Origin of the sequence: Actinomadura sp. 9N215 (assembly GCF_044326345.1) — a bacterium.
In the GTDB taxonomy this organism is placed as follows: Bacteria; Actinomycetota; Actinomycetes; order Streptosporangiales; family Streptosporangiaceae; genus Spirillospora.
Map to the genome: position 1 here is coordinate 138,289 of NZ_JBIRBA010000021.1, position 20,321 is coordinate 158,609.

The 20,321-nt window shown below is 72.6% G+C and carries 13 protein-coding genes and 1 pseudogene; 9 read left to right on the forward strand and 5 right to left on the reverse strand.

Annotated elements, in window-relative coordinates:
* Nucleotides 1–21: 21 nt before the first annotated feature.
* Genes ACH34T_RS30525 through ACH34T_RS30535 form a run of 3 tightly spaced genes read right to left on the reverse strand, consistent with a single transcriptional unit; the run spans nt 22 to nt 3,682 of the window.
* Nucleotides 22–1,524, reverse strand: coding sequence for a sugar ABC transporter ATP-binding protein (locus ACH34T_RS30525; protein ID WP_396024389.1), 1,503 nt, complete (start codon nt 1,522–1,524; stop codon nt 22–24).
* 1 nt (nt 1,525) lies between these two features.
* Nucleotides 1,526–2,590: a sugar ABC transporter substrate-binding protein gene (locus ACH34T_RS30530; protein WP_396024390.1), complete on the reverse strand. Its 1,065-nt coding sequence runs from the start codon at nt 2,588–2,590 to the stop codon at nt 1,526–1,528.
* 27 nt (nt 2,591–2,617) lie between these two features.
* A complete protein-coding gene (locus ACH34T_RS30535) occupies nt 2,618–3,682 on the reverse strand; it encodes an ABC transporter permease (protein WP_396024391.1) in 1,065 nt (354 codons plus the stop codon).
* 207 nt (nt 3,683–3,889) lie between these two features.
* Here ACH34T_RS30535 and ACH34T_RS30540 point away from each other — a divergent pair, with 207 nt between their 5' ends.
* The gene (locus ACH34T_RS30540) at nt 3,890–5,404 is read left to right on the forward strand and encodes a GMC family oxidoreductase (RefSeq protein ID WP_396024392.1); all 1,515 of its coding nucleotides are present in this window, start codon (nt 3,890–3,892) and stop codon (nt 5,402–5,404) included.
* Here ACH34T_RS30540 and ACH34T_RS30545 read toward each other — a convergent pair.
* Entirely contained in the window at nt 5,379–6,479 is a 1,101-nt protein-coding gene (locus tag ACH34T_RS30545) for an NAD(P)-dependent alcohol dehydrogenase (RefSeq protein ID WP_396024393.1), read from the reverse strand. The genes ACH34T_RS30540 and ACH34T_RS30545 overlap by 26 nt on opposite strands.
* Nucleotides 6,480–6,517: 38 nt before the next feature.
* Here ACH34T_RS30545 and ACH34T_RS30550 point away from each other — a divergent pair, with 38 nt between their 5' ends.
* The 8 genes and pseudogenes from ACH34T_RS30550 to ACH34T_RS30585 form a co-directional block, all read left to right on the forward strand.
* Nucleotides 6,518–7,369 (forward strand): EI24 domain-containing protein, encoded by an 852-nt coding sequence (locus ACH34T_RS30550; RefSeq protein ID WP_396024394.1) that lies wholly within the window; start codon nt 6,518–6,520, stop codon nt 7,367–7,369.
* A gap of 76 nt (nt 7,370–7,445) precedes the next feature.
* Nucleotides 7,446–8,627, forward strand: a complete 1,182-nt coding sequence (locus tag ACH34T_RS30555) for a hypothetical protein (RefSeq protein ID WP_396024395.1) — start codon at nt 7,446–7,448, stop codon at nt 8,625–8,627.
* Nucleotides 8,628–8,680: 53 nt separating this feature from the next.
* Complete coding sequence (locus tag ACH34T_RS30560) at nt 8,681–10,819, forward strand: acyl-CoA dehydrogenase (protein ID WP_396024396.1); 2,139 nt, start codon at nt 8,681–8,683, stop codon at nt 10,817–10,819.
* A 49-nt stretch (nt 10,820–10,868) separates the two neighbouring features.
* A complete protein-coding gene (locus ACH34T_RS30565) occupies nt 10,869–12,575 on the forward strand; it encodes a hypothetical protein (protein WP_396024397.1) in 1,707 nt (568 codons plus the stop codon).
* Between the two features lie 29 nt (nt 12,576–12,604).
* Nucleotides 12,605–12,736 (forward strand): hypothetical protein, encoded by a 132-nt coding sequence (locus tag ACH34T_RS30570; protein WP_396024398.1) that lies wholly within the window; start codon nt 12,605–12,607, stop codon nt 12,734–12,736.
* A 13-nt stretch (nt 12,737–12,749) separates the two neighbouring features.
* Nucleotides 12,750–13,589, forward strand: a complete 840-nt coding sequence (locus ACH34T_RS30575; protein ID WP_396024399.1) for a glycosyltransferase — start codon at nt 12,750–12,752, stop codon at nt 13,587–13,589.
* Nucleotides 13,586–14,752 (forward strand): glycosyltransferase family 4 protein, encoded by a 1,167-nt coding sequence (locus ACH34T_RS30580; protein ID WP_396024400.1) that lies wholly within the window; start codon nt 13,586–13,588, stop codon nt 14,750–14,752. Before ACH34T_RS30575 ends, ACH34T_RS30580 begins: the two co-directional genes overlap by 4 nt.
* 69 nt (nt 14,753–14,821) lie before the next feature.
* Nucleotides 14,822–17,227, forward strand: a pseudogene (locus ACH34T_RS30585) (alpha-(1->3)-arabinofuranosyltransferase family protein); the annotation flags it as partial.
* A 1,771-nt stretch (nt 17,228–18,998) separates the two neighbouring features.
* Here the strand turns inward: ACH34T_RS30585 and ACH34T_RS30590 are convergent.
* Nucleotides 18,999–20,222 carry an acyltransferase family protein gene (locus tag ACH34T_RS30590; RefSeq protein ID WP_396024401.1) on the reverse strand — a complete coding sequence of 408 codons (1,224 nt, stop codon included), beginning with the start codon at nt 20,220–20,222 and terminating at the stop codon, nt 18,999–19,001.
* Between the last annotated feature and the right edge of the window lie 99 nt (nt 20,223–20,321).

The following is a 20,321-nucleotide window of genomic DNA, read 5'->3' on the forward strand; positions in this document are numbered from 1 at the left end:
CGGCCCGGTGCCCGCGAACAGCTAGGCGTGGTCGCCCGTGTTGGACACCCGGACGATCGTGTGCTGGTCGAGGTCGGAACCGGAGAGCCGGGCGGCGACCCGGCCGCGGTAGAACACGTGGACGCGGTGGCACAGCTCGGCCAGCTCCTCCAGGTCGGTCGACGCGAGCAGGACCACCGCGCCGTCCGCCGCGGCCGCGCGGATCAGGTCGTGGATCTCGGCCTTGGCGCCCACGTCGACGCCCCGGGTCGGGTCGTCCAGGAGCAGGACCGTCGGCGACGCGTCCAGCCACTTCGCCAGCACGACCTTCTGCTGGTTGCCGCCGGAGAGCAGGCCGACGCGCTGGTCCACGTCCCGGCAGCGGATCCGCAGCCGCTCGACCTGGGTGCGGGCCCTGGTGCGCAGCGCCGAGCCGCGGACGACGAGCCCGTCCCGGCTCAGCCCGATGGACCTGACCTGGCCGATGTTCTGCCAGATCGGCTGGTCCAGCATCAGCCCGCGGCCGCGCCGGTCGCCCGAGACCACCGCGACCCCGGCGGCGATCGCCTGCCGCAGGCCGCGCGGGACCGGACGGTCGCCCGGCAGCCGGACGGACCCCCGGGACGCGCGCCGGAGCCCGGCGACGAGCTCCAGGACGGCGAGGTGCCCCGCCCCGGCGAGGCCCGTCACACCGACGATCTCGCCGGCGGACACCTCGAGGTCGACGTCGGTCAGGACGTCGTCCACCGACACCTTGTCGATCCGCAGCACCTGGCCGTTCGCGGCGCGCGGCGGGGCGGGCGGCGGCGCCGCCTCCCGTTCGGAGCGGGGGCCGAGCATCGCCGCGAGGATGTCGTCGATGCGCAGGTCCGCGCGGTCGGCGCCGGAGAGGACCGTGTTGCCGTCCCGCAGCACGGTGATCGTGTCGCAGAGCTGCATGACCTCTTCGAGGATGTGCGACACGAACACGACGCCGACCTGGCGTTCCCGCAGGACCTGCAGGATGCCGAGGAGGCGGTCCGAGCCGTCCCGGTCGAGGGCCGAGGTCGGCTCGTCCAGGATCAGCACGCGCGGATCGGCGAGGAGCGCGCGGGCGATCTCGACCAGCTGGCGCTGCCCGAGGGACAGCTCGCGGACGAGGGTGCGCGGGTCGACGTCGAGACCGAGCCTGGTGAGGATCGGGCGGGCGGCGTCGGCCATGGCGCGGCGGTCCAGGAACGGGCCGCGCCGCGGCTCGCGGAGCGGGTAGAGGTTGGCGAGGATGTCGAGGTCGGGGAACAGGTTCAGTTCCTGCGACACGACGGCGACGCCGTGGCGGACCGCGTCCGCCGTGCTGTGGAAAACGACGGGCCGGTCGTCCATGGTGAGGGCGCCCGAGTCGGGACGGATCGTCCCGGCGAGCACCTTCACCATGGTCGACTTCCCGGCCCCGTTCTCGCCCAGAAGCGCATGCACCGACCCGGGCTCGATGTTGAGCGAGCCCTCGGCGAGCGCGGTGACGCCGCCGTAGGTCTTGGTGATGCCCTGCGCGCGGAGCACCGTCATGTCAGTTGGCCTGGTTGAGGGGCTTGAGGTACTGGCCCTGGTTGCCGATCTGCTTCTCGGCGGCGGCCTTGAAGTAGTTGACGCGGCTCTGCTCGTTGGCCTGCCGCTTGATGATCTCGTCGACGTTGCCGGAGTTGACCACCAGGGTGCCGGGGTTCCACCAGCCCTCGGGCAGCTTCTTGCCCTCGCGCTTGCTCTGGATCAGCAGCTCGATCGCCACGTAGCCCTTCAGCCAGTGCTCGGGCGAGGACAGCGCGAACAGGGACCCGTCCTTGACGGCCTTCAGCGCGGCCGGGTCCAGGTCGCAGGAGCCGGCGAGGAACTTGCGTCCGGTCTGCTTCTGGATGAGCGGCAGCGAGACGCCGTCCTGGGCGCCGACCCCGAGGTAGGCGATGGCCTTGGGGTTCGCCTTGACGATCGAGTTCCACGCGTTGTAGTTGTCGGTCGGCTCGGACTTGGAGTCGAACGGCCCCTTGATCGTGATGCCGGGGCGCTCCTTCTTGATGACGGCGGTGAGGCCCTCGATGCGCTGTTCGAGGAGCCGCAGGCCGGGGATGGCGTTGCCGATGACGACCTCGCCCTTGGTGCCCGCCGGGACGTTCTTGACGAACTCCTGGCCGAGCGCGGTCCCGACCTCGGTGTTGCTGTTCCCGACGAACAGGTTCGTCTTCGTCCCGGGGGGCGCGGCGGCGTCGACGGCGACGGTCTGGATGTCGTCGTCGTCCGCCTGCACGAGCGGTCGGACGAACAGGTCCGGGGCGAGGCTCTGCAGGGCGATGCCGTCCGGCGAACTGCGGATCGCGGAGCGGAAGAGCTGAACCTGGACGGGACCGTTCACGCCGGTGGGCGCGGACGCGTTGAGCGTCACATTGCCGTCGGCGTTCGCGGCCGCCTTCGCCCCGTACGCCATTTCCTGGAACGGGTTCTGCGTGGTGGTCGCGTAAATGAATCCCAGCTTAAGCTTTCCGCTCTTCTTCTCCCCCGAGCCGCCTGACCCGGATCCGCATCCGGCCAGCGCGACCGTGCCGATCAGCACCGTGGCCAGGGTCAAAGATCTGATCTTCACTTGTTCTCCTTAGGAGGGTGCGGGGTGTCACAGACCCAGCTTGGCGCTCTCTCGCCGCCGACGGCGGCGCACCAGGCTGTCCAGCGCGACGGCGGCGAGGATGACTCCGCCGGTCGCGAACGCGCTCCAGTTGGCGGGAATGTTGAAGTACTGCAGACCACTGGTGACCACACTCAGGAGCACGGCGCCGAGGCAGGCGCCGATGACGGTGGCACTGCCACCGCGCAGGGGGGTGCCGCCGATGATGGCGGCGGCGATCGCCTGGAGTTCGAACCCGGTGCCGATGTTCGGGTCACCTGAGGTGAAGAACGCCAGGCCGAGCACGCCCGACAGGCCGGCGAGCAGTCCGACGAGGACGAGCGCCTGCATGCGGACCTTCGGGATGGAGATGCCGGAGAACGTCGCCGCGTCGGGGTTCGACCCGATGGAACGGACCCGGAAGCCGAACGGGGTGAACCGCAGCACGAGGGTGAGCACGATGGCGACCACGACCAGGACCCACACGCTCGTCGGGACCCCGAACGTCTTGCCGCCCAGGACGGTGAAGAAGGAACTCTCCAGCGGCAGGCCCGTGACCTGTTTGCCGTCGCTCAGCGCGAGCGTCAGGCCGTGGAAGACCGACAGCGTGGCGAGCGTGGCCACGATCGCCGGGATGCCGACGAACTGCACGATCAGTGCGTTGACGAGGCCGAGCAGCCCGCCGAGGACGATGCCGAGGGCCGCGGCCGGCCAGGCCGGCAGCCCCTCGTTCATCATCAGGCCGGTGGCGATCACCGTCAGCCCGAACGTCGATCCGACGGAGAGGTCGATCTCGCGCATCGACAGCAGGTAGGCCATGCCGCACGCGAGGAGCCCCACGTAGACGGCCGACTGGAGGGTGTCGAGCAGCTGCCCGACGCGGAAGAACTCCGGGTGCAGGATGCTGATGAACGCGACCAGCGCCAGGGTCGCGACCAGGACGCTCGTGGCCTCCCCGCGTCCGGCCCTGATGGCCAGCACCGGGAGCCTCGACTGGGCCAGCGACGCGGCGTGGCCCCGGCTCCGAGGTGCAGGTCCGGCCTTTTCGGGTTCGGACTGCCGTTGGGCGGTCACTGGCGGCTCCCTTCTTCGTCCCCAGTTGGACGGTGCGGAAAGTTCACCGCCTTCTTCGCCAGTGCTCTTGGCTGTGGCGGAACAGTCCTTGTCTTTGGCGGCATGGCCTGCGATTTCCGGAATCTTACACAAATCCCCCCGAAGTACGCTCCCTTCACACCAGTACCGTTCGTTTCCGCACGATTTCGGACCTCGGGGAGGCCATGCATGAGCGGTGAAAGTCGTCGGCGGGCCGATGTGATCGTGGTAGGGGCGGGGTCGGCGGGGTCGGTCGTCGCGCGGCGGCTGGCCGACGCGGGACGCGACGTCCTCGTCGTCGAGGCTGGCCCGCACCGCGACGAGCCCGCGGTCGACGACCCGTCCCGCATGCACGAGCTCTGGGACTCGCCGCTCGACTGGGCCTTCCGCACCGTCCCGCAGGAGAGCGCGGACGAGCGCACGCTGCACCTGCCGCGCGGCCGCGTCGTCGGCGGCTCGCACGCGCTGAACGCCATGATCTGGGTGCGCGGCAATCCCGCCGACTACGACCACTGGGCGTCCCTCGGCAACGAGGGCTGGTCGTGGCGGGACGTCCAGCCGGTCTTCGCGCGGATCGACGGGCTCGGCGCCGAGACGCCCGGAACGCTCGACATACTCACCGGATACGAGCCCGACCCCGTGCAGCGTTCGATCGTGGACGCCGCGCAGCAGGCCGGGCTGCCGTTCAACCCGGACTACAACGGCGTCCGGCAGGACGGCGTGTCCTTCATGCAGTTCACGATCCGCGACCGGCGGCGTCTCACGACGGCGCGCGCGTACCTGGCGCCGGTGCTGGGACGCGGCGCCACGCTCGTCGCGGACGCGAACGTCCGCCGCCTCCTCATCGAGGGGCGGCGGTGCGTGGGCGTCGAATGGAGCCGCGGCGGCGTCGCGGAACGCGCCTACGCCGACGAGGTGGTGGTGTGCGCGGGCGCCATCGGGTCGCCCGTGCTGCTCATGCGGTCCGGGATCGGGGACGCGGACGCGCTCGGCGGCGGCGTCGCGCACCTTCCCGGCGTCGGCCGCAACCTGCAAGATCACTGGCTGGTGCCGGTGATCGCGTCCATCGACCGGCCGCCCGCGTTCACCCCGGGCCTGCCCTACACGCAGAGCCACCTGTTCTGGCGCAGCCGTCCCGACCTGCCGTTGCCCGACCTCCAGCCGCTCCATTTCGGGGTGCCGCTCTACGAGCCCTGGATGGACGGCCCGCCGGACGGCGTCTCCCTCATGGCGGGGCTGGTGCGCCCGGCGTCGCGCGGCGAGATCCGCCTCGCCGCCGACCCGTGGGCGGCGCCGCTGATCGACCCGCGCGTGCTGTCGGACGACGCCGACCTGGCGGCGCTCGGCGCGGCCGTCCGGCTGTGCCAGCAGATCGTGGACGCCCCCGGGCTGCGCGACGCCTGGGGAGCGCGGGAGCTGTACCCCGGGACGCTGGCGGAGAGCACCGCCGACCTGCACGCCTACGTCCGGCGGTCCGTCGTCACGTACCACCACCAGGCGGGCACCTGCAAGATGGGCGTGGACGACTCCGCGGTCGTCGACCCGGAACTGCGCGTCCACGGCGTCGCGGGCCTGCGGGTCGCGGACGCCTCGGTCATGCCGGCCGTCCCCACCGGCAACACCAACGCGCCCGCGATCATGATCGCGGAGCGGGCCGCCGACCTGATCACCGCGACCGTCACGGCATCCGGAGCACCGGCTTGATGACCTCCCCCGCGTAGGAGCGGTCCAGCGCGGTCTGGACGTCGGCGAAGTCGAAGTACTCCACGAGCCGGTCGAACGGGAAGCGGCCCTGCGCGTACAGCGCCATGATCGCGGTGATCAGCTCGCCGCTGCGCCCGCCGCCGCCGAGCACGCCGACGATCCGCTTGCCCCACAGGGTCGACAGGTGGTCCACGGCGAACTCGGCGCCCGCGGGCGCGCCGCCGATCAGGACGCAGGTGCCGAGCATGCCCACCGAGTCGGCGGCCTGCCGGACGACGTCGATCACCCCGGTGCACTCCAGCGCGTAGTCGGCGGGCCCGCCGCACAGGTCGTGGACGGCGCCGACGACGTCGTCCACGGTGGCGTCCACGGTGTCGGTCGCGCCGAGCTCGCGCGCGAAAGCCAGCCGGGACGGGTGCCGGTCGACGGCGATGATCCGGGTGGCGGCCGAGTTCCGCGCGGCCATGATCGCCGCCAGCCCGACGGTGCCGACCCCGAAGACGACCAGCTGCGCCCCGGCCCGCGGCCGCACGGTGTTGAAGATCGCGCCCGCGCCGGTGGACACCCCGCAGGCCAGCGGCCCCATCAGCTCAAGAGGCAGGTCGCGCGGCACGGGCACGAGCGCGGCGGCGGTGGTCAGCGAATGCGTCGCGAACGACGACTGGCCGAAGAAATGGCTGGACACCGGGCTGCCGTCGGGACGGTGCAGCGCCGTCCCGCCGTCGATGCGGCCGCCGCCGCACAGCCCTTCCGCGAGCCGCAGGCAGTACCTCGGCTCCCCGGCCAGGCAGTTCCGGCAGGCCCCGCACGACGGCCAGCCGATCACCACCGGGTCGCCCTCGGCGTAGCCGGTGACGCCCGCCCCGACCTCGGCGACGGTGCCCGCGCCCTCGTGGCCGAGCACGCCGGGCAGCGGGAACGGCAGGTCGCCGTGCCGGGCCAGCCCGTCGGTGTGGCAGATGCCGGTCGCGGCCAGCCGGACCAGGACCTCGCCGGGGCCCGGGCCGTCCAGCTCCAGTTCGGTGAGGACGAACGGGCCGTCCTGCTCTTCGACGAGGGCCGCGGTGATCTGCAAGACGACTCCTTCGGTCTGCCCCTATAGGGTCTGGGGGCGTGAGCCAACCGTACGTCCCCCAGGAAACACCGCCCACCGGACGACCGTCCGGCGTCAAGGACCTGTTCAACGGCGTCGGATACCTGCTGCGCGGCATCGCCTGGATGGCGCGGCATCCGGCCCAGTGGCTTTTCGGCCTGATCCCCGCGCTGATCGTGCTGACCGTGTACGTGGCGGCGCTGGTCTTCCTGGCCTTCCAGATCGACGACCTCGCCGGATGGGTGACGGGCTTCGCCGACGACTGGTCGGACGCGCCGCGCACATCGGCCCGGCTCGTCGCCGGGATCGCGATCTACGGGGCGTCGCTGTTCGTCGCCGTCCTCACGTTCACCGCCGTGACGCTGCTGGTCGGTGACCCGTTCTACGAGGCCATCGCCGTCCGCGTCGAGGAGTCGCAGGGCGGTGCGCCGCCAGAGCCGGACGTCCCGCTGCTCGTCCAGATCGGGCGGGCGATCAAGGACGCGGCGCTGCTCGGGATCATCGCGCTGACGTTCGCCGTCGTGTTCTTCGTGTGCGGGTTCCTGCCCGTGCTGGGGCAGACGGTCGTGCCCGTGATCGCGGCGATGGTGTCCGGGTACTTCCTGGCGGGCGAGCTGACGTCGGTCGCGCTGGAGCGGCGCGAGATCAGGCGCGCCGAGCGGTTCGCGCGGCTGCGGGCGAACCGCCCGCTGGTGATCGGGTTCGGCGCCGCGACGTTCCTGGTCTTCCTCGTCCCGCTGGGCGCGGTGCTGGCGATGCCGGGCGCGGTGGCGGGCGCGACGCTGCTGGCCAGGGAACGCCTCGCGGACCCGCCGCAGGTGAAGGAGGCGCTGGTCACACCCGGTGACGCCGGATCGGCGCTGAACGGCTGAGGCGCCTGAGAAGATGTGTCCTGAGCGTGATTCCAGGCCGGAACCGAGCGGCTGATCTTCGCGTAACGTGTCCCGCATGTCCGATCAGGGGGAGCGCGGCGCGCGCTGGACCGACATGAGCGAGAGCGAGCCCGGACCGGCGGGGCGCACCGAGTTCTCGGCCGACGGCGAGGACGCGCACGACGTCTGGGGCAAGGTCGAGGAGCGGCCTCAGGAGCGGTGGCTCGAGGAGGCCCCGGCCGGGAACGTCGAGGACGATCTCAAGGTCGCGCCCGTCCGCGAGGACGAGCCGCCGCACTGGGAAGGCTCGATCTTCGAGGAGGGCGACGGCGAAGGCGCCGGTGACGCGCGGTACACGCAGCCCGTCCCCACGGGCGTGGGCGAGCCCGCGAAGCCAGGCAAGCCGAGCAGCGGCAACTGGCAGATGCCCGACTGGATGGCGGACGAGGCCGCCGCCGACGCCAAACTCGGCGCGCCGGGCAAGCCACGGCGCGACGTCCTGGACGACAACGGCGGGCGCTCCCGCATCGTGCTGTTCGGCGGGGTGGGCCTGCTGGTGCTCGCGCTCGTCGCGGCCGGTGCCGTCTACTTCGTGAAGAGCGGCGGCGACGACCCGGCGGAGTCGGATTCGGGCGCCAACGCGGGCCGGACGGCGACGGCCGAGCAGTCGGAGGCGGCGCAGGTCAAGCTGCCGCCCGACAAGAGGCTCAAGACGTTCCCCGGCAGGCCGAGCCGGATGCTGGGGCGGGTCGCCGACGCCCACTCGGGCCTGTCGTACCCGCGGCTGGCCGCGCCGTGGAAGGTGCCGACCAAGCAGAACAAGCTGGGCACGCCGGGATGGTCCGGGCAGCAGATCCTGGTGACGGAGAAGATCGGCGGGCAGTTCTGGTACGGCCAGCTGCTGACCGGCACGCTGCTGCCGAGCCTCCAGAGCGCCTACCAGGGCCCGGACAGCGTCAAGAACGTCGCCGGGCTCGTCGCGCAGGGGTTCGAGGCGCAGTACTACGGCTTCCCGCACCGGTCGGCGCCGCTGGCGTCGCAGGCCCTGACCGTGGACGGACGCCAGGGCTGGCTGATCGCCTCCTACCTCACCTACAAGCGGGACGGGGTCCGGGCGACCGGCGAGATCTACGCCACGGCCGTGATCGACACCGGCCGGAAGGCGCCCGCCGTGGTGTTCGTGTCGATGCCGAACACGCACAAGCAGCGGTACCCGGACGTCAACGCGTTCTTCGCCCAGCTGAAGCTCGCCTCCTGACGGCCGAATAGCGTTCTAATAGGCTTTGTCCCACCCTGAGGAGAGGTGGGGCCATGGCGATCGGGCTGACCGAGGAACATGAGGCGCTGGCGGCGTCCGTGCGCGGGTTCGCCGAGCGGAACATCACGTCGCAGACCGTCCGGGACGCGGACGCCGCGTTCTGGCCCGCGCTCGCCGCGGAGGGCCTGCCCGGCCTGCACCTTCCCGAGGACGCGGGCGGGCAGGGCTTCGGGATCCTGGAACAGGCCGTCGCGCTGGAGGAACTCGGCCGCGCGATGGCTCCCGGCCCGTACACCCCGACGGTGCTCGCGTCCGCGATCATGCACGCGGGCGGCGCCGGGACCCGCGGGCTGGGCGACGGCACCCGCACCGCGACCGTCGGGCTGTCCGGCCGCCTGGACAGGGACGGCTCGACCGTCTCCGGCACGGTCCGGCCCGTGCTTGGCGCGCCGCTCGCGGACCTGTTCGTGCTCGCGACGGGCGGCGGCTGGGTCGTCCTCACGCGGGACGACGTCACGGTCGAACCCCTGGAATCGCTCGACATTTCCCGTTCGGTGGGGGCGGTGACTATCGACGGGGTGACCGTCCGGGACGACTGCTTCCTCGGCGAGGTGGACGCGCATGCCTTCGCCGCCGTCCTGCTGGGCGCCGAGGCGTGCGGTGTGGCGGGACGCGCGCTGGACGACGCCGTGGCGTACGCGAAGCTGCGTGAGCAGTTCGGTCGTCCGATCGGGCAGTTCCAGGGCGTCAAGCACAAATGCGCCCGCATGCTCATCGCCGTCGAACGCGCCAGGGCGGCCGTATGGGATGCTGCCCGCGCCCTGGACGAGCCAGAGGAACAACGCGCCTACGCCGTCGGAGTCGCCGCGGTGCTGGCCGCGGACGCCGCCGTCCAGTGCGCGGAGGGCAACATCCAAGTCCACGGTGGAATTGGCTACACCTACGAACACGACGCCCACCTGCTCTACCGGAGGGCCCTGACGCTGCGTGCGCTGCTGGGGCGGGCCAGCAAGCACAGGGCGGATGTGGCCGCGCTCGCCGTCGCGGGCGTCCGGCGTCCCATGGGCATCGAGCTCGCCGACGACGAGGACGTCGCCCCGCTGCGCGAGGAGATCCGCGCCCGCGTCGCCGAGCTGGCCGCGATGGAACCCCGCGAACAGCGGGCGGCGATGGCGGACGGCGGCTGGGTCACCCCGCACCTGCCGGAACCGTGGGGACGGGGCGCCGGGCCGCTGGAGCAGATCGTCGTCCAGCAGGAGCTGAAGGCGGCCGGGGTGCGGCCGGTACCGCTGATGATCGCGGCGTGGGTCGTCCCGTCGCTGGTCCAGTACGGCACGCCTGAGCAGCAGGAACGGTTCCTGCCGCCGACGCTGCGCGGCGAGATCGTCTGGTGCCAGCTGTTCTCCGAGCCGGGTGCGGGCTCCGACCTCGCCGGGCTCAGGACGCGCGCCGAACGCGCCGAGGGCGGCTGGACGATCACCGGCCAGAAGGTCTGGACGTCCCTGGCCCGCGAATCGCAGTGGGGCATCTGCATCGCCCGCACCGACCCCGCCCGCCCGAAGCACGACGGCATCACCTACTTCCTCGTGGACATGGCGTCGCCGGGCATCGACGTCCGCCCGCTCCGCGAATGCACCGGCGACGCCGTCTTCAACGAGGTGTTCCTGGACGGCGTGTTCGTCCCCGACGACCTCGTCGTCGGGCCGGTCAACGCGGGCTGGCGCGTCGCCCGCAACACCCTCGCGAACGAGCGCGTCGGCCTGACCAGCTCGTTCCAGCTCGGCGGCGACCTGCCGAAGCTCCTCGACCTCGCCGCCGAGCTGGGGCTGGACGGCGACCCGGTCGTCCGCGACGGCCTCGGACGCCTCGCCTGCGACGAGCACTCCTTCGCCCTCCTCGGTCTGCGCGCCACCCTCAAACAGCTTTCCGGCACCGATCCGGGCGCGACGGCGAACGTCCGGAAACTGGTGGCGATGGAGCACGGCCAGCAGGCCACCGAGTTCGGGTTCACGCTGCTCGGCGAGGACGGCGCGCTCACCGGCGGCTGGAAGGACGCCCTGCGCGCCCGCTGGACCCGCTACCTCCTCGCCTCGCGCGCCATGACGATCGGCGGCGGCACCACCGAGGTCAACCTGAACGTGATCGGCGAGCGCATCCTCGGCCTGCCCCGCGACCCGGAGCCCGCGCGCTAGCCAGGGCCGGTGGGGTAGCCAGCGCCGGTGGGGTAGCGTCCGGCGCACCATGCGGGAGCGGACGCGGCACCTGGTGGCCGCGCTGACCGGGCTTGGGCTCGGGCTCGCGGCGCTGGGGCCGGGGCTCGCGCCCGGATTCGTGCTGTCGTACGACATGGTGTTCGTGCCCGATCCTGCGTTCACCCGCATGACGTTCGGGCTCACCGGGACCGTCCCGCGGCACGTCCCGAGCGACGCGTTCGCGACCGCGCTCGGCACCGTCCTTCCGGCGGACCTCGCGCAGAAGCTGATCCTGCTGTCGATCTTCGTGATGGCGTGCACGTCGGCGGCGTCACTGGTGCCGACCAGGCGGCTCCTGCCGCGCCTGGCCGCCGGGGTCTGCTACGCCTGGAACCCGTTCGTCGCCGAACGGCTGCTGCTCGGCCAGTGGGCGCTCCTCCTCGGCTACGCGGCCCTGCCCTGGGTGGTGGCGGCCGCGTCCCGGCTGGACGAGCCGCGCGGCGGGCGCCGTCTCGTCCGCGCCCTGCTCCCCGCCGCCGTCGGTGGCTTCGCCGCCCTCGCCGTCACCGCCGTCACGGCCCTGACCGTCGCCGTGGCGACCGGACGAACCGGACGCCCCCGCGCCGCTCTCCAGGTGATCGGGGCCGTCGCGGCCCTGAGCCTCCCGTGGCTGGTCCCGGGCCTGCTGCGGCCCGACGGCCTGCCGCGCGACGGGACGGCCGTCGACCTGTTCGCCGCCCGCGCGGACACGCCGTTCGGAACGCTCGGGAGCCTGCTCGCGCTCGGCGGCGTGTGGAACGGCGAGACCGTCCCGATGGGGTACGGGTCGCCGGTGACCGCGACGATCTGGCTGGCCGTCGTGGCCGGTGCGCTCGCCGCCTACTGGACCTGGTGCCGGGAGCCCGCGTGGCGGCGTGGCGCGGCGGTCGCGGCGGCGGCCGGGTTCGCGGTGGCGGCGCTGGGCGCGGTGGCCGCGCCGGTGCTGGAGGGGATCATCGGGCTGTGGCCCGGGTTCGCCGTCCTGCGGGACGGGCAGCAGTACGTCGCGCCGCTCGCTGTCGTCATCGCGGTCGGGCTCGGGACGGCCGCGGACCGGGCCGCCGAGGCCCGCTGGCCCGGGGCGGCCGCCGGGGCGATGGCCGCGCCCGTGCTCCTGCTGCCGACGCTGGCCTGGGGCGCGGCGGGCGACCTGCGGGCCGTCCGCTACCCGGACGACTGGGCGCGGGCGCGGCGGATCATCCACGCCGACCCGGTCGCGGGGGACGTGCTGTTGCTGCCCTGGGCGTCCTACCGGAGCTATCCGTGGAATCACGGCCGCCGCGTCCTCGATCCGCTGCCCCGCTACCTGCACCGGCGGGTCGTCGTGAACGACGCCGTCACCGTGGGCGGGACGACCGTGGCCGCCGAGGACCCGAAGGCCGTCAGGCTCGCGCCGGCCGCCGGAACGGGGACACCGGCCGCGACCGTGCTGCGTGACGAGGGAATACGGTACGTCGTGGTCGATGCGGAGACCGGAGCCAACCGTCCGTCGGGTGCGGTCGTCGAGGTGCTGCGGGGCCGCGATCTGGTCGTCTACCGGATCGACGGGGTCGCTGAGGCGAGTGAGGACCGGGTTTCGGTCGTGCCAATAGCGATCATATGGGGAGTTATAGGCCTGCTCGTCATCTGGTCAAGTCTTCCGTCAAATAATACGCTGAGCCTTCCTTCCCCTGAGAAGGTCAAGCCCCGCAGGTCAGGGGCGCCCCGCAAGAAGTAAGCCTCCCGCCGCTTGAAAGAGGAACCCCCATGCGTATCGCCATCGCCGCCCTGGTCGGAATCATCCTGGCCGCCGGAGCATCCTTCGGCGCGGTACAGCTCGCGAACGCCTCGCAGAACGACCCCGTCCAAAAGCCGATGTACAACTACGGCACTCGCTGACGTGTAGGCCCTGATGGGGACCCGACGTGACGGTCCCGCCCTTCTGGAAATTGTCATTCCCGCTTACAACGAGGCCGCCAGGCTTCCAGCGGGGTTGGGCCTGCTGTGCGACAAGCTCGCCGGGCTCCCGGTGCGCTCGAAGGTCATCATCGTCGACAACGCCAGTACCGACGGCACGGCCGGCATCGTCCGTTCCTGGGACGGGCCGGTCCCCGTTCGGCTGCTACGCTGCGAACGCAGGGGCAAGGGCGCCGCCGTCCGAGCCGGGTTGCTGGCGTCGCACGCCCCGTACGTAGGGTTCATGGACGCCGACATGGCAACAGACCTCGCGGCCTTGGACGAAGCCATCGTCCTGCTGCGCGAGGGCCGCCCGGTCGTGGTCGGGTCAAGGTGCCACGGTCGGTCGGTCGTCCAGAGATATTCGCTGCCGGTCAGGCGCTTCGGCGCCATCGCGTTCAACCGGTTCGTCCGCGCCCTCGCCGGCGGGATCCCCGACACGCAGTGCGGCTTCAAGTTCTTCGACGGTCCGCTGGCCCGTGCGGCCGCGGCCGACCTGCGCACCGCGGGGTTCGCGTTCGACGTTGAGCTCCTCGCCCACTGTGTGCGGCGGGGGGCGTCCGTGACGGACATCCCGGTGGTGTGGCGCGACCGTCCCGGTTCCACGTTCTCCGTGCGACGCCATTCGTTCCAGTGCCTCCTCGACCTGGCGCGCATCCGCATCCGCATGCGCGCGAGGCGCACGCCCGCCGCACCCGCCGCGCCCGCGCCCGCCGCACCTCCCACGCACACCGCGCTCGTGGTGCCGATCGTCGAGGTCGTGCCCCGGTCGGCGGCGGGCGCCAAGCCAGGATGAACGCGAGCCCCGTGAACCTCCGGCTGGCGGTCGTCAACTGGCGAGACCCTTGGCATCCCGCCGCGGGCGGTGCCGAACGCTACGCCTGGGAATTGGCGCGCAGGATCGCGAGCGACGGGGCCCGCGTGCACTACGTGACGTGCAGGGCAGCGGGCCAGAAACGCCGGGAACGGATCGAGGACGTCGATTTCGTGCGTCTCGGCGGCCGGTTCACCGTGTATCCACTCGTCCTGCTGTGGATGCTGGCCGGCCGTTTACGACTTAATGGTTCGTTCGACGCGGTCATCGACTGCCAAAACGGAATTCCGTTCTTTACGCCCTGGGTGCAGTCTCGCCGAACCCGGGTGTTCTGCGTTATCCACCATGTGCACGACGCCCAGTTCGGCCTTTATTTCCCAAGGTGGCTCGCCTGGATCGGACGCGCTCTGGAGGGCCCGGTGAGCCGCTGGACGTACCGGCGGCATGCGTTCGTGGTCGTCTCGCCGTCCACGCTCCGCGCTGTAAGGGAACGACTGGGCTGGACGGGCCCGATCCATCTCATCCCCAACGGGTCTTTCGTCGCCGAACCCACCGGTCTGGTCACGGAGCCCGCCGGTGACCCGGATCTGGTCTGCGTGGCCCGGCTCGTCCCGTACAAGCGATTGGACCTTCTCCTCGATCTCGCGCAGAGGCTCGCCGAGAACCATCCCGGGCTGAGACTCCACATCGTCGGGGACGGACCGGAGGCGCCCGCGCTGAGAGCCGGCATCGCCGCGCGCGGCCTCGGCGGCGTCGTCGTCGCGCACGGCTATGTGGACGAGGAGGTCAAGGCGGCCCTGGTCGCCCGCGCCGACCTGCACCTCAGCACGTCCCAGGGCGAGGGCTGGGGCCTCAGCGTGATCGAGGCCGCCGCGCTCGGCGTCCCGACCGTCGCCGGCGACGTGGACGGCCTGCGCGACGCGGTCCGCGACGAGACCACCGGATGGCTCGTCCGCCAGGGCGACGACCGCGTGGACGTGGTCGAACGCGCGCTCAAGGAACTGGACGACCCGGCGCGCCGCGACGAGGTCGCCGGGGCCTGCCGCGCCTGGGCGGGCGAGTTCGACTGGACGCGGTCGGCCGCCCTGATGCGCGACCTCGTCACCCGCCGCGATCCGGGACCGGTGCGGCCGAAGGTACGGTGACGGGCACCCGGACGGCGGCGGCCGCCCGGCGGCGCGGGCAGGCGCGCGGAGCAGAAAGGCGAGGAGACCATGGCGGTGGGAGAGGCGGATCCGCCTCGCGCCGGCGCGGCCCGTCCGCCCACCGCCGCCGACGGCGCACCGGACAGCGCGGGCGCGGACGTCGGCGAGCGGCTACGGGTGCGGCTGCGCGTCCTCGCGTGCTGCCTGACGCTGACGGCGCTGGCGTTCGGCACCCGTCCCGGCGCGATCCTCGCCGACACCAAGATCGACATGGCGGTGAACCCGCTCGGGTTCCTCGGCCGCGCCCTGCACCTGTGGGACCCCGAGCAGTTCGGCCAGCTCCAGAACCAGGCCGTCGGCTACCTGTTGCCGATGGGGCCGTTCTTCGCGCTCGGCGACCTGATCGGGATGCCCGCCTGGATCACGCAGCGGATCTGGCTGTCGCTGCTGATGTGCCTGGCGTTCACCGGCACCTACCGGCTGGCCGGACGGCTCGGCGTCGGTGCCGACCACCCCTGGACGCGACTGTTCGCGGCGATGGCGTACGCGCTCGCCCCCAACGGGCTGGCGACGCTCGGGCAGATCTCGTCGGAGTACCTGCCGGTCGCGATGCTGCCGTGGATCGTCCTGCCGCTGGTCAGCGCGGCATCGGGGGAGAGTGGACGGGTGCGGGCTGCGGCACGCTCGGGCCTGGCGATCGCCTGCTGCGGCGGCGTCAACGCGACCGCGACCGTCGCCGTCCTGGTCGTCCCGGTCGTGTACGTCGTGACGCGGCCGCGCGGGTCGTTCCGGGTGCGGACGCTCGCGTGGTGGTCCGCGGCGGCGGGCGCGGCGGCCACATGGTGGCTGGTCCCGCTGCTCCTCACCGGGACGTACGGGTTCTCGTGGCTGACCTACACCGAGCGGGCGGAGACGACGACCGGGCCGACCGGTCTGGTCAACGTGCTGCGCGGCGCGGAACGCTGGGTCAACTACCTGATCGTGGACGGTCAGGTGTGGTGGCCGGTCGGGCACGCGCTCTCCACCGGCCCGGTTCCGATCGTCTGCACGGGTGCGGTCGCCGCGCTCGGACTCGCGGGCCTGCTCGGCCGGACGCTCCCGGAGCGGACGTTCCTGCTGGTCACCCTGCTGGCCGGGCTGGCGATCATTTCCATGGGCCATCTCAGCGACATCCCGGGCCCGTTCGCCGGGCAGCTGCGGGACCTGTTGAACGGGCCGCTCGCGCCGCTGCGCAACCTGCACAAGTTCGACGCGGTCGTCCGGCTGCCGCTCGCGCTCGGCCTGGCCCAGCTGCTCACCGCCGCCGCCGCGGCCGCGCGCCGCCCGTCAGCCGGGACGGTGAAGGCCCTCGTCAGCCTGCCCGTGGCCGCCGCCGTCGCGCTCGGCGGCGTCGGCGTCACGGCCGTCTCGCAGGGGCTCAGCGGGCCGGGCGAGTTCACGCAGGTCCCGGGGTACTGGCGGGACGCGGCGTCCTGGATCAACGCGCGGGCCGGACGGCAGGCCGTGCTCGCGGTTCCCGGGGCGCCGTTCGGCGAATACCTGTGGGGCCGTCCGATGGACGACATCGTCCAGCCGCTGCTGGAGGCGCGGTGGGGCGTCCGGCAGCTCGTCCCGGCCGGTTCGCCCGGGTACACGAGGGCACTGGACGCGATCGACCAGCGAGTCAGGTCGGGTCAGGGGGCGTCGGGGCTGAGCGCGTTCCTCGGCCGGATGGGCGTCCGGTACCTCCTGGTCCGCAATGACCTGCGGAGGGAGACGCTGCGCGGCGCCTGGCCCGCCCGCCTCCACCAGGCGCTGGACGACTCGCCCGGTCTGCGCAAGGCCGCCGCGTTCGGCGGGCCGGTGGGCGGTACCGCGAGCGACGCCGTGTCGGCCGTCGACCAGCCCTACCCGGCACTGGAGGTCTACGAGGTGCGGGGCGCCGCGGACGTCGTGAACCTCGCGGACGCGACCGATCCCGTCCGCGTGTACGGGGGACCGGAATCGCTGCTGGCCATGGCGGACGACGACGCACTGCCGGACGGGCCCGTCCTGCTGGACGACGACGCCCCCGACCTCAAGGGCCTCCCGGTCGTGGCCGACTCGCCCCGGCTGCTGCGCCGGAACTTCGGCGAGTTGCACCAGACGTCGCCGACGCTCACCGAGGCGCACCGTCCCGAGGCCACCGACGTCTTGGACGAGGGCTGGAAGCGCTACGCCACGCACGTCGCCTACGGCGGGGGCGTCCGCGACGTCACCGCGTCCTCCTCGGCGGCCGGGGACGAGGCGGTTCCGCAGGCCCGCAAGCCCGGCGCGACCCCGTTCGCCGCGTTCGACGGCAACCGGTTCACCGCCTGGGAGACGGGCGGGTGGAACGGGCCGGTGGGGCAATGGCTCCGCGTCGACTTCGACGAACCCCGGGACGTTCCGGGCCTGACCACCGCGTTCGTCCAGGACGAGTCCTTCGGGCCGCCCGTCTCGCGTGTCGCCGTCGAGACCGAGAACGGGACCGTGGAACAGGACGTCCGGGCGACGGGGACTGCACAGCCGCTCCGCGCGCCCGCTGGCCCGACCCGCTGGCTCCGGCTGCGCATCACCGGCCTCGCGTACGCACCCTTCATCCCGGGATTCGCGCGGGCGGGCGTGGCGGAGGTGTCCATCGGCGGGGTGAAACCCACGCGCACGTACACGCTGCCCGCACCCGCCGGGATCGATGGCCCGGCCACGTACGTGATGAGCCGGACGCCCGGCGCGAAGGCCGAATGCATGAAGGGAAGCACCCGCTGGGTGTGCTCGCCGTCCCTCGGTTCCCTGGACGAGGAAGGACCCGGGTTCGACCGCACGCTCACGTCCGCGGCGTCCGGCGAGGCTCCGTTGACGGGAACGGCGGTCCTGACGAGCCTGCCGTTGATCGAACGGTTCACGGCCGTTGCCGGGCAGCCGTCCGTCACCGCTAGTTCGACGCTTTCCGGCCATCCGGCCGGCCAGGCCAGGTCCGGCTTCGACGGCGACCCGGCGACGTCCTGGATCGCGGGGGAGAAGGACACCTCGCCTACGTACAGCGTCCGGTGGAAGGGCCGTAAGCGTCTTTCCAGGGTCGCTTTGGAACGTCCGCCTGGCGTGTCGGGGCCGATCCGGATCCGGGTCGAGGGCGCCGGCGGCGAAATCCGCGAGGGGCTGCCGGATTCCAAGGGCACGCTGTCGTTCGCCCCGATGACCACCGACCGCCTGACGCTCACCTTCTTCAGAACGAGGCACCCGCAGCCGGTGCAGCTCACCGAGCTGGCCATTCCTGGCGTGCGGCCGATCCCGGACGTGCGCACGTCTCCGCTGCGGCTGCCGTGTGGGGTCGGGCCGACGCTACGGGTCGGCGCGGCCGACGTCGCGGCCGACGTCCCGGCGAAGGCGTCGGGCACGTTCGGTGACCTGCTCGCCGGCCGTCCGCTGCGCTTCAGCGCCTGCAAGCGGGTGACGCTGCGGCCCGGCCACAACCACCTGGCCGCCGCGCCGCTCGGTCCCTACCGCGTCGAGACCGTTACGGTCGGCGCCAAACCGACCGCGCGGCCCCCGCGACCGGTGAAGGTGATCGACTGGGGCACGGGCTCCCGCCGGGTGGAGGTGGACGCCGCCGCGCCGGCCTTCCTCACCGTGAACGAGAACTTCAACACCGGCTGGCGCGCCACCATCGGCGGCAAGGAACTGCGCCCCGTACGCCTGGACGGGTGGAAGCAAGCCTGGGTCGTCCCCGCGGGCACCACCGGCCCGGTCGAACTCGCCTACGGACCGGACCGGGCACAACGCGTCTCGGTCGCGGCGGGCCTCGCCCTGCTCCTCGTCCTCCTGCTCGTCGCCGCCTGGCCCAGGCGCGACCCTCGGCCGTCGCGGAGCCAGGCCCCCGTGGCGGGGACGGGCTTCCCCTCGTGGGCGGCCCTCGTCCTGGCGGCGGCGCTCGGCGGCTGGATCGCCGGGGCGCCCGGCCTCGCCGTCACCGTCACGGTCGCCGCCGGCTGCCGCTGGGCGGGCACCCGGCCCTCCCTCGTCCCGCGCGTCATCGCCTCACCGCGGACGGCCGCGGCCGCGCTGTTCGCCGGACCGGCCTGCCTCGCCGCCGGGGCGTGGCTGGACGAGATCGGCAGCCCGGCCGCGCCGTCCGGACCGCTCGGCGACATCGCCCCGCAACTTCTCGGGCTCGCGGTCGCCGGACGGGTCGTGGCCGGGCTGTGGCTGCCCCGTCCGTCCGGCGACGGCTCCGGCGGGCGGATCGCGCTCAGCCGGACGCCGCCGGGACCGGGGCCGGACGCGACCGGCCACGGCGCCGCCGCACCAGCCCCTGGATCGGGCGTTCCACCAGGTAGTAGCTCAGAGTCGCCGCCGCGACGGTCGCCGCCGCCAGCAGCGGCAGATCCGTCGTGACGTTCCCGCGGAAGGTCCGGTCCAGGGCGTCGTACCAGCCGAGAATGATCAGTGACTGCCAGAGGAACAGGCCGTAGGAGATCCGGCCGAGGAACCGCATCACCCCGTTCCCGAGAACCGCGCCGAGCGCGGGCTGCCCCGCCGGAGCCAGCGCCACCGGGACGACCAGCGCCGCCGCGCACAGCCCGTGCACGATCATGTGGAGGACGGACGTCCAGGGCGCGTCCGGCGCCTGGAGCCCGATCGGCCCCGTCGCGGGCGTGGCCGACACCACGTACAGCATCGCCGCCGCCGTCCAGCACACCGGCCACGAGTCCGACACGGCCTTGCACTGGGCCGCGACGGGCCGGGACTCGTCCAGCCGCGCCCACACCGTCACCACCGCGAGCGCCATCCCGATCGCGAACCAGACGAAGTACCGGGGAAGCCACAGCCCCATCTGGGAATGCCACTCCGGGACGAACATGAACACCGTGTAGACGAACGACAGCGCCGCATACGCGCCGATGCCGACGAGCAGCCGCTGAGCGCGCACACCGACGTCGTCGCTGCCCGCACGCCGCGCGTACCAGGCGAGAACCATCGCGGTGACCGGCAGCGTCACGTACCAGCCCACCTCGACGGCCAGGCTCCACAACTGCCCGAGATGCGCGGGCCCCAGGCCGCCGTTCCACCACGGGTCGGGCAGGTAGGTCTGCGTGAGCGTGAGCAGCGAACCCCAGGTCACCGGGTCGTCGATGTGGTCTCGTCCGGCCGTGAGCATGAAGCACACGACCACGGCCCAGAGCGCCGGCATGATGCGGAAGAAGCGCTTCCACAGATATCTGTGGGCGCGCGGGGCGGGCCGTCCTTCGAGCACGGCCGCGGCCCACGGCCGGTACAGCAGAAGGCCCGACAGTATGAAGAAGATGGGCACGCCGACCTGGCCGCCGTTGAACAACCACCGCGCACCGGCCGGATCGGTGATGGAGCCCGCCGCACTCGCCACATGGAACACCAGAACCCCGAGCGCGGCCACCGCCCGCAAACCGTCGAGCGGGTCCTGATGCCCGGATGTCTGCGGCGGCGCCACGGTCATGGCCACCTCGCGGGTTCGGGGGGTCGGTTCCTCGGAGCTTACCGCTCCGGTTCGGGGCGGTAAGGTGACCGGGCAGACGGCTCGTCGGCGATGACGATG

What these genes read in the sequence shown, in the direction of transcription:
- ACH34T_RS30590 (WP_396024401.1), bottom strand. Translation starts at nt 20,222, where the DNA reads ATGACCGTGGCGCCGCCGCAGACATCCGGGCATCAGGACCCGCTCGAC.
- ACH34T_RS30560 (WP_396024396.1), top strand. Translation starts at nt 8,681, where the DNA reads ATGGCGATCGGGCTGACCGAGGAACATGAGGCGCTGGCGGCGTCCGTG.
- ACH34T_RS30570 (WP_396024398.1), top strand. Translation starts at nt 12,605, where the DNA reads ATGCGTATCGCCATCGCCGCCCTGGTCGGAATCATCCTGGCCGCCGGA.
- ACH34T_RS30575 (WP_396024399.1), top strand. Translation starts at nt 12,750, where the DNA reads ATGGGGACCCGACGTGACGGTCCCGCCCTTCTGGAAATTGTCATTCCC.
- ACH34T_RS30540 (WP_396024392.1), top strand. Translation starts at nt 3,890, where the DNA reads ATGAGCGGTGAAAGTCGTCGGCGGGCCGATGTGATCGTGGTAGGGGCG.
- ACH34T_RS30565 (WP_396024397.1), top strand. Translation starts at nt 10,869, where the DNA reads ATGCGGGAGCGGACGCGGCACCTGGTGGCCGCGCTGACCGGGCTTGGG.
- ACH34T_RS30525 (WP_396024389.1), bottom strand. Translation starts at nt 1,524, where the DNA reads ATGACGGTGCTCCGCGCGCAGGGCATCACCAAGACCTACGGCGGCGTC.
- ACH34T_RS30580 (WP_396024400.1), top strand. Translation starts at nt 13,586, where the DNA reads ATGAACGCGAGCCCCGTGAACCTCCGGCTGGCGGTCGTCAACTGGCGA.
- ACH34T_RS30555 (WP_396024395.1), top strand. Translation starts at nt 7,446, where the DNA reads ATGTCCGATCAGGGGGAGCGCGGCGCGCGCTGGACCGACATGAGCGAG.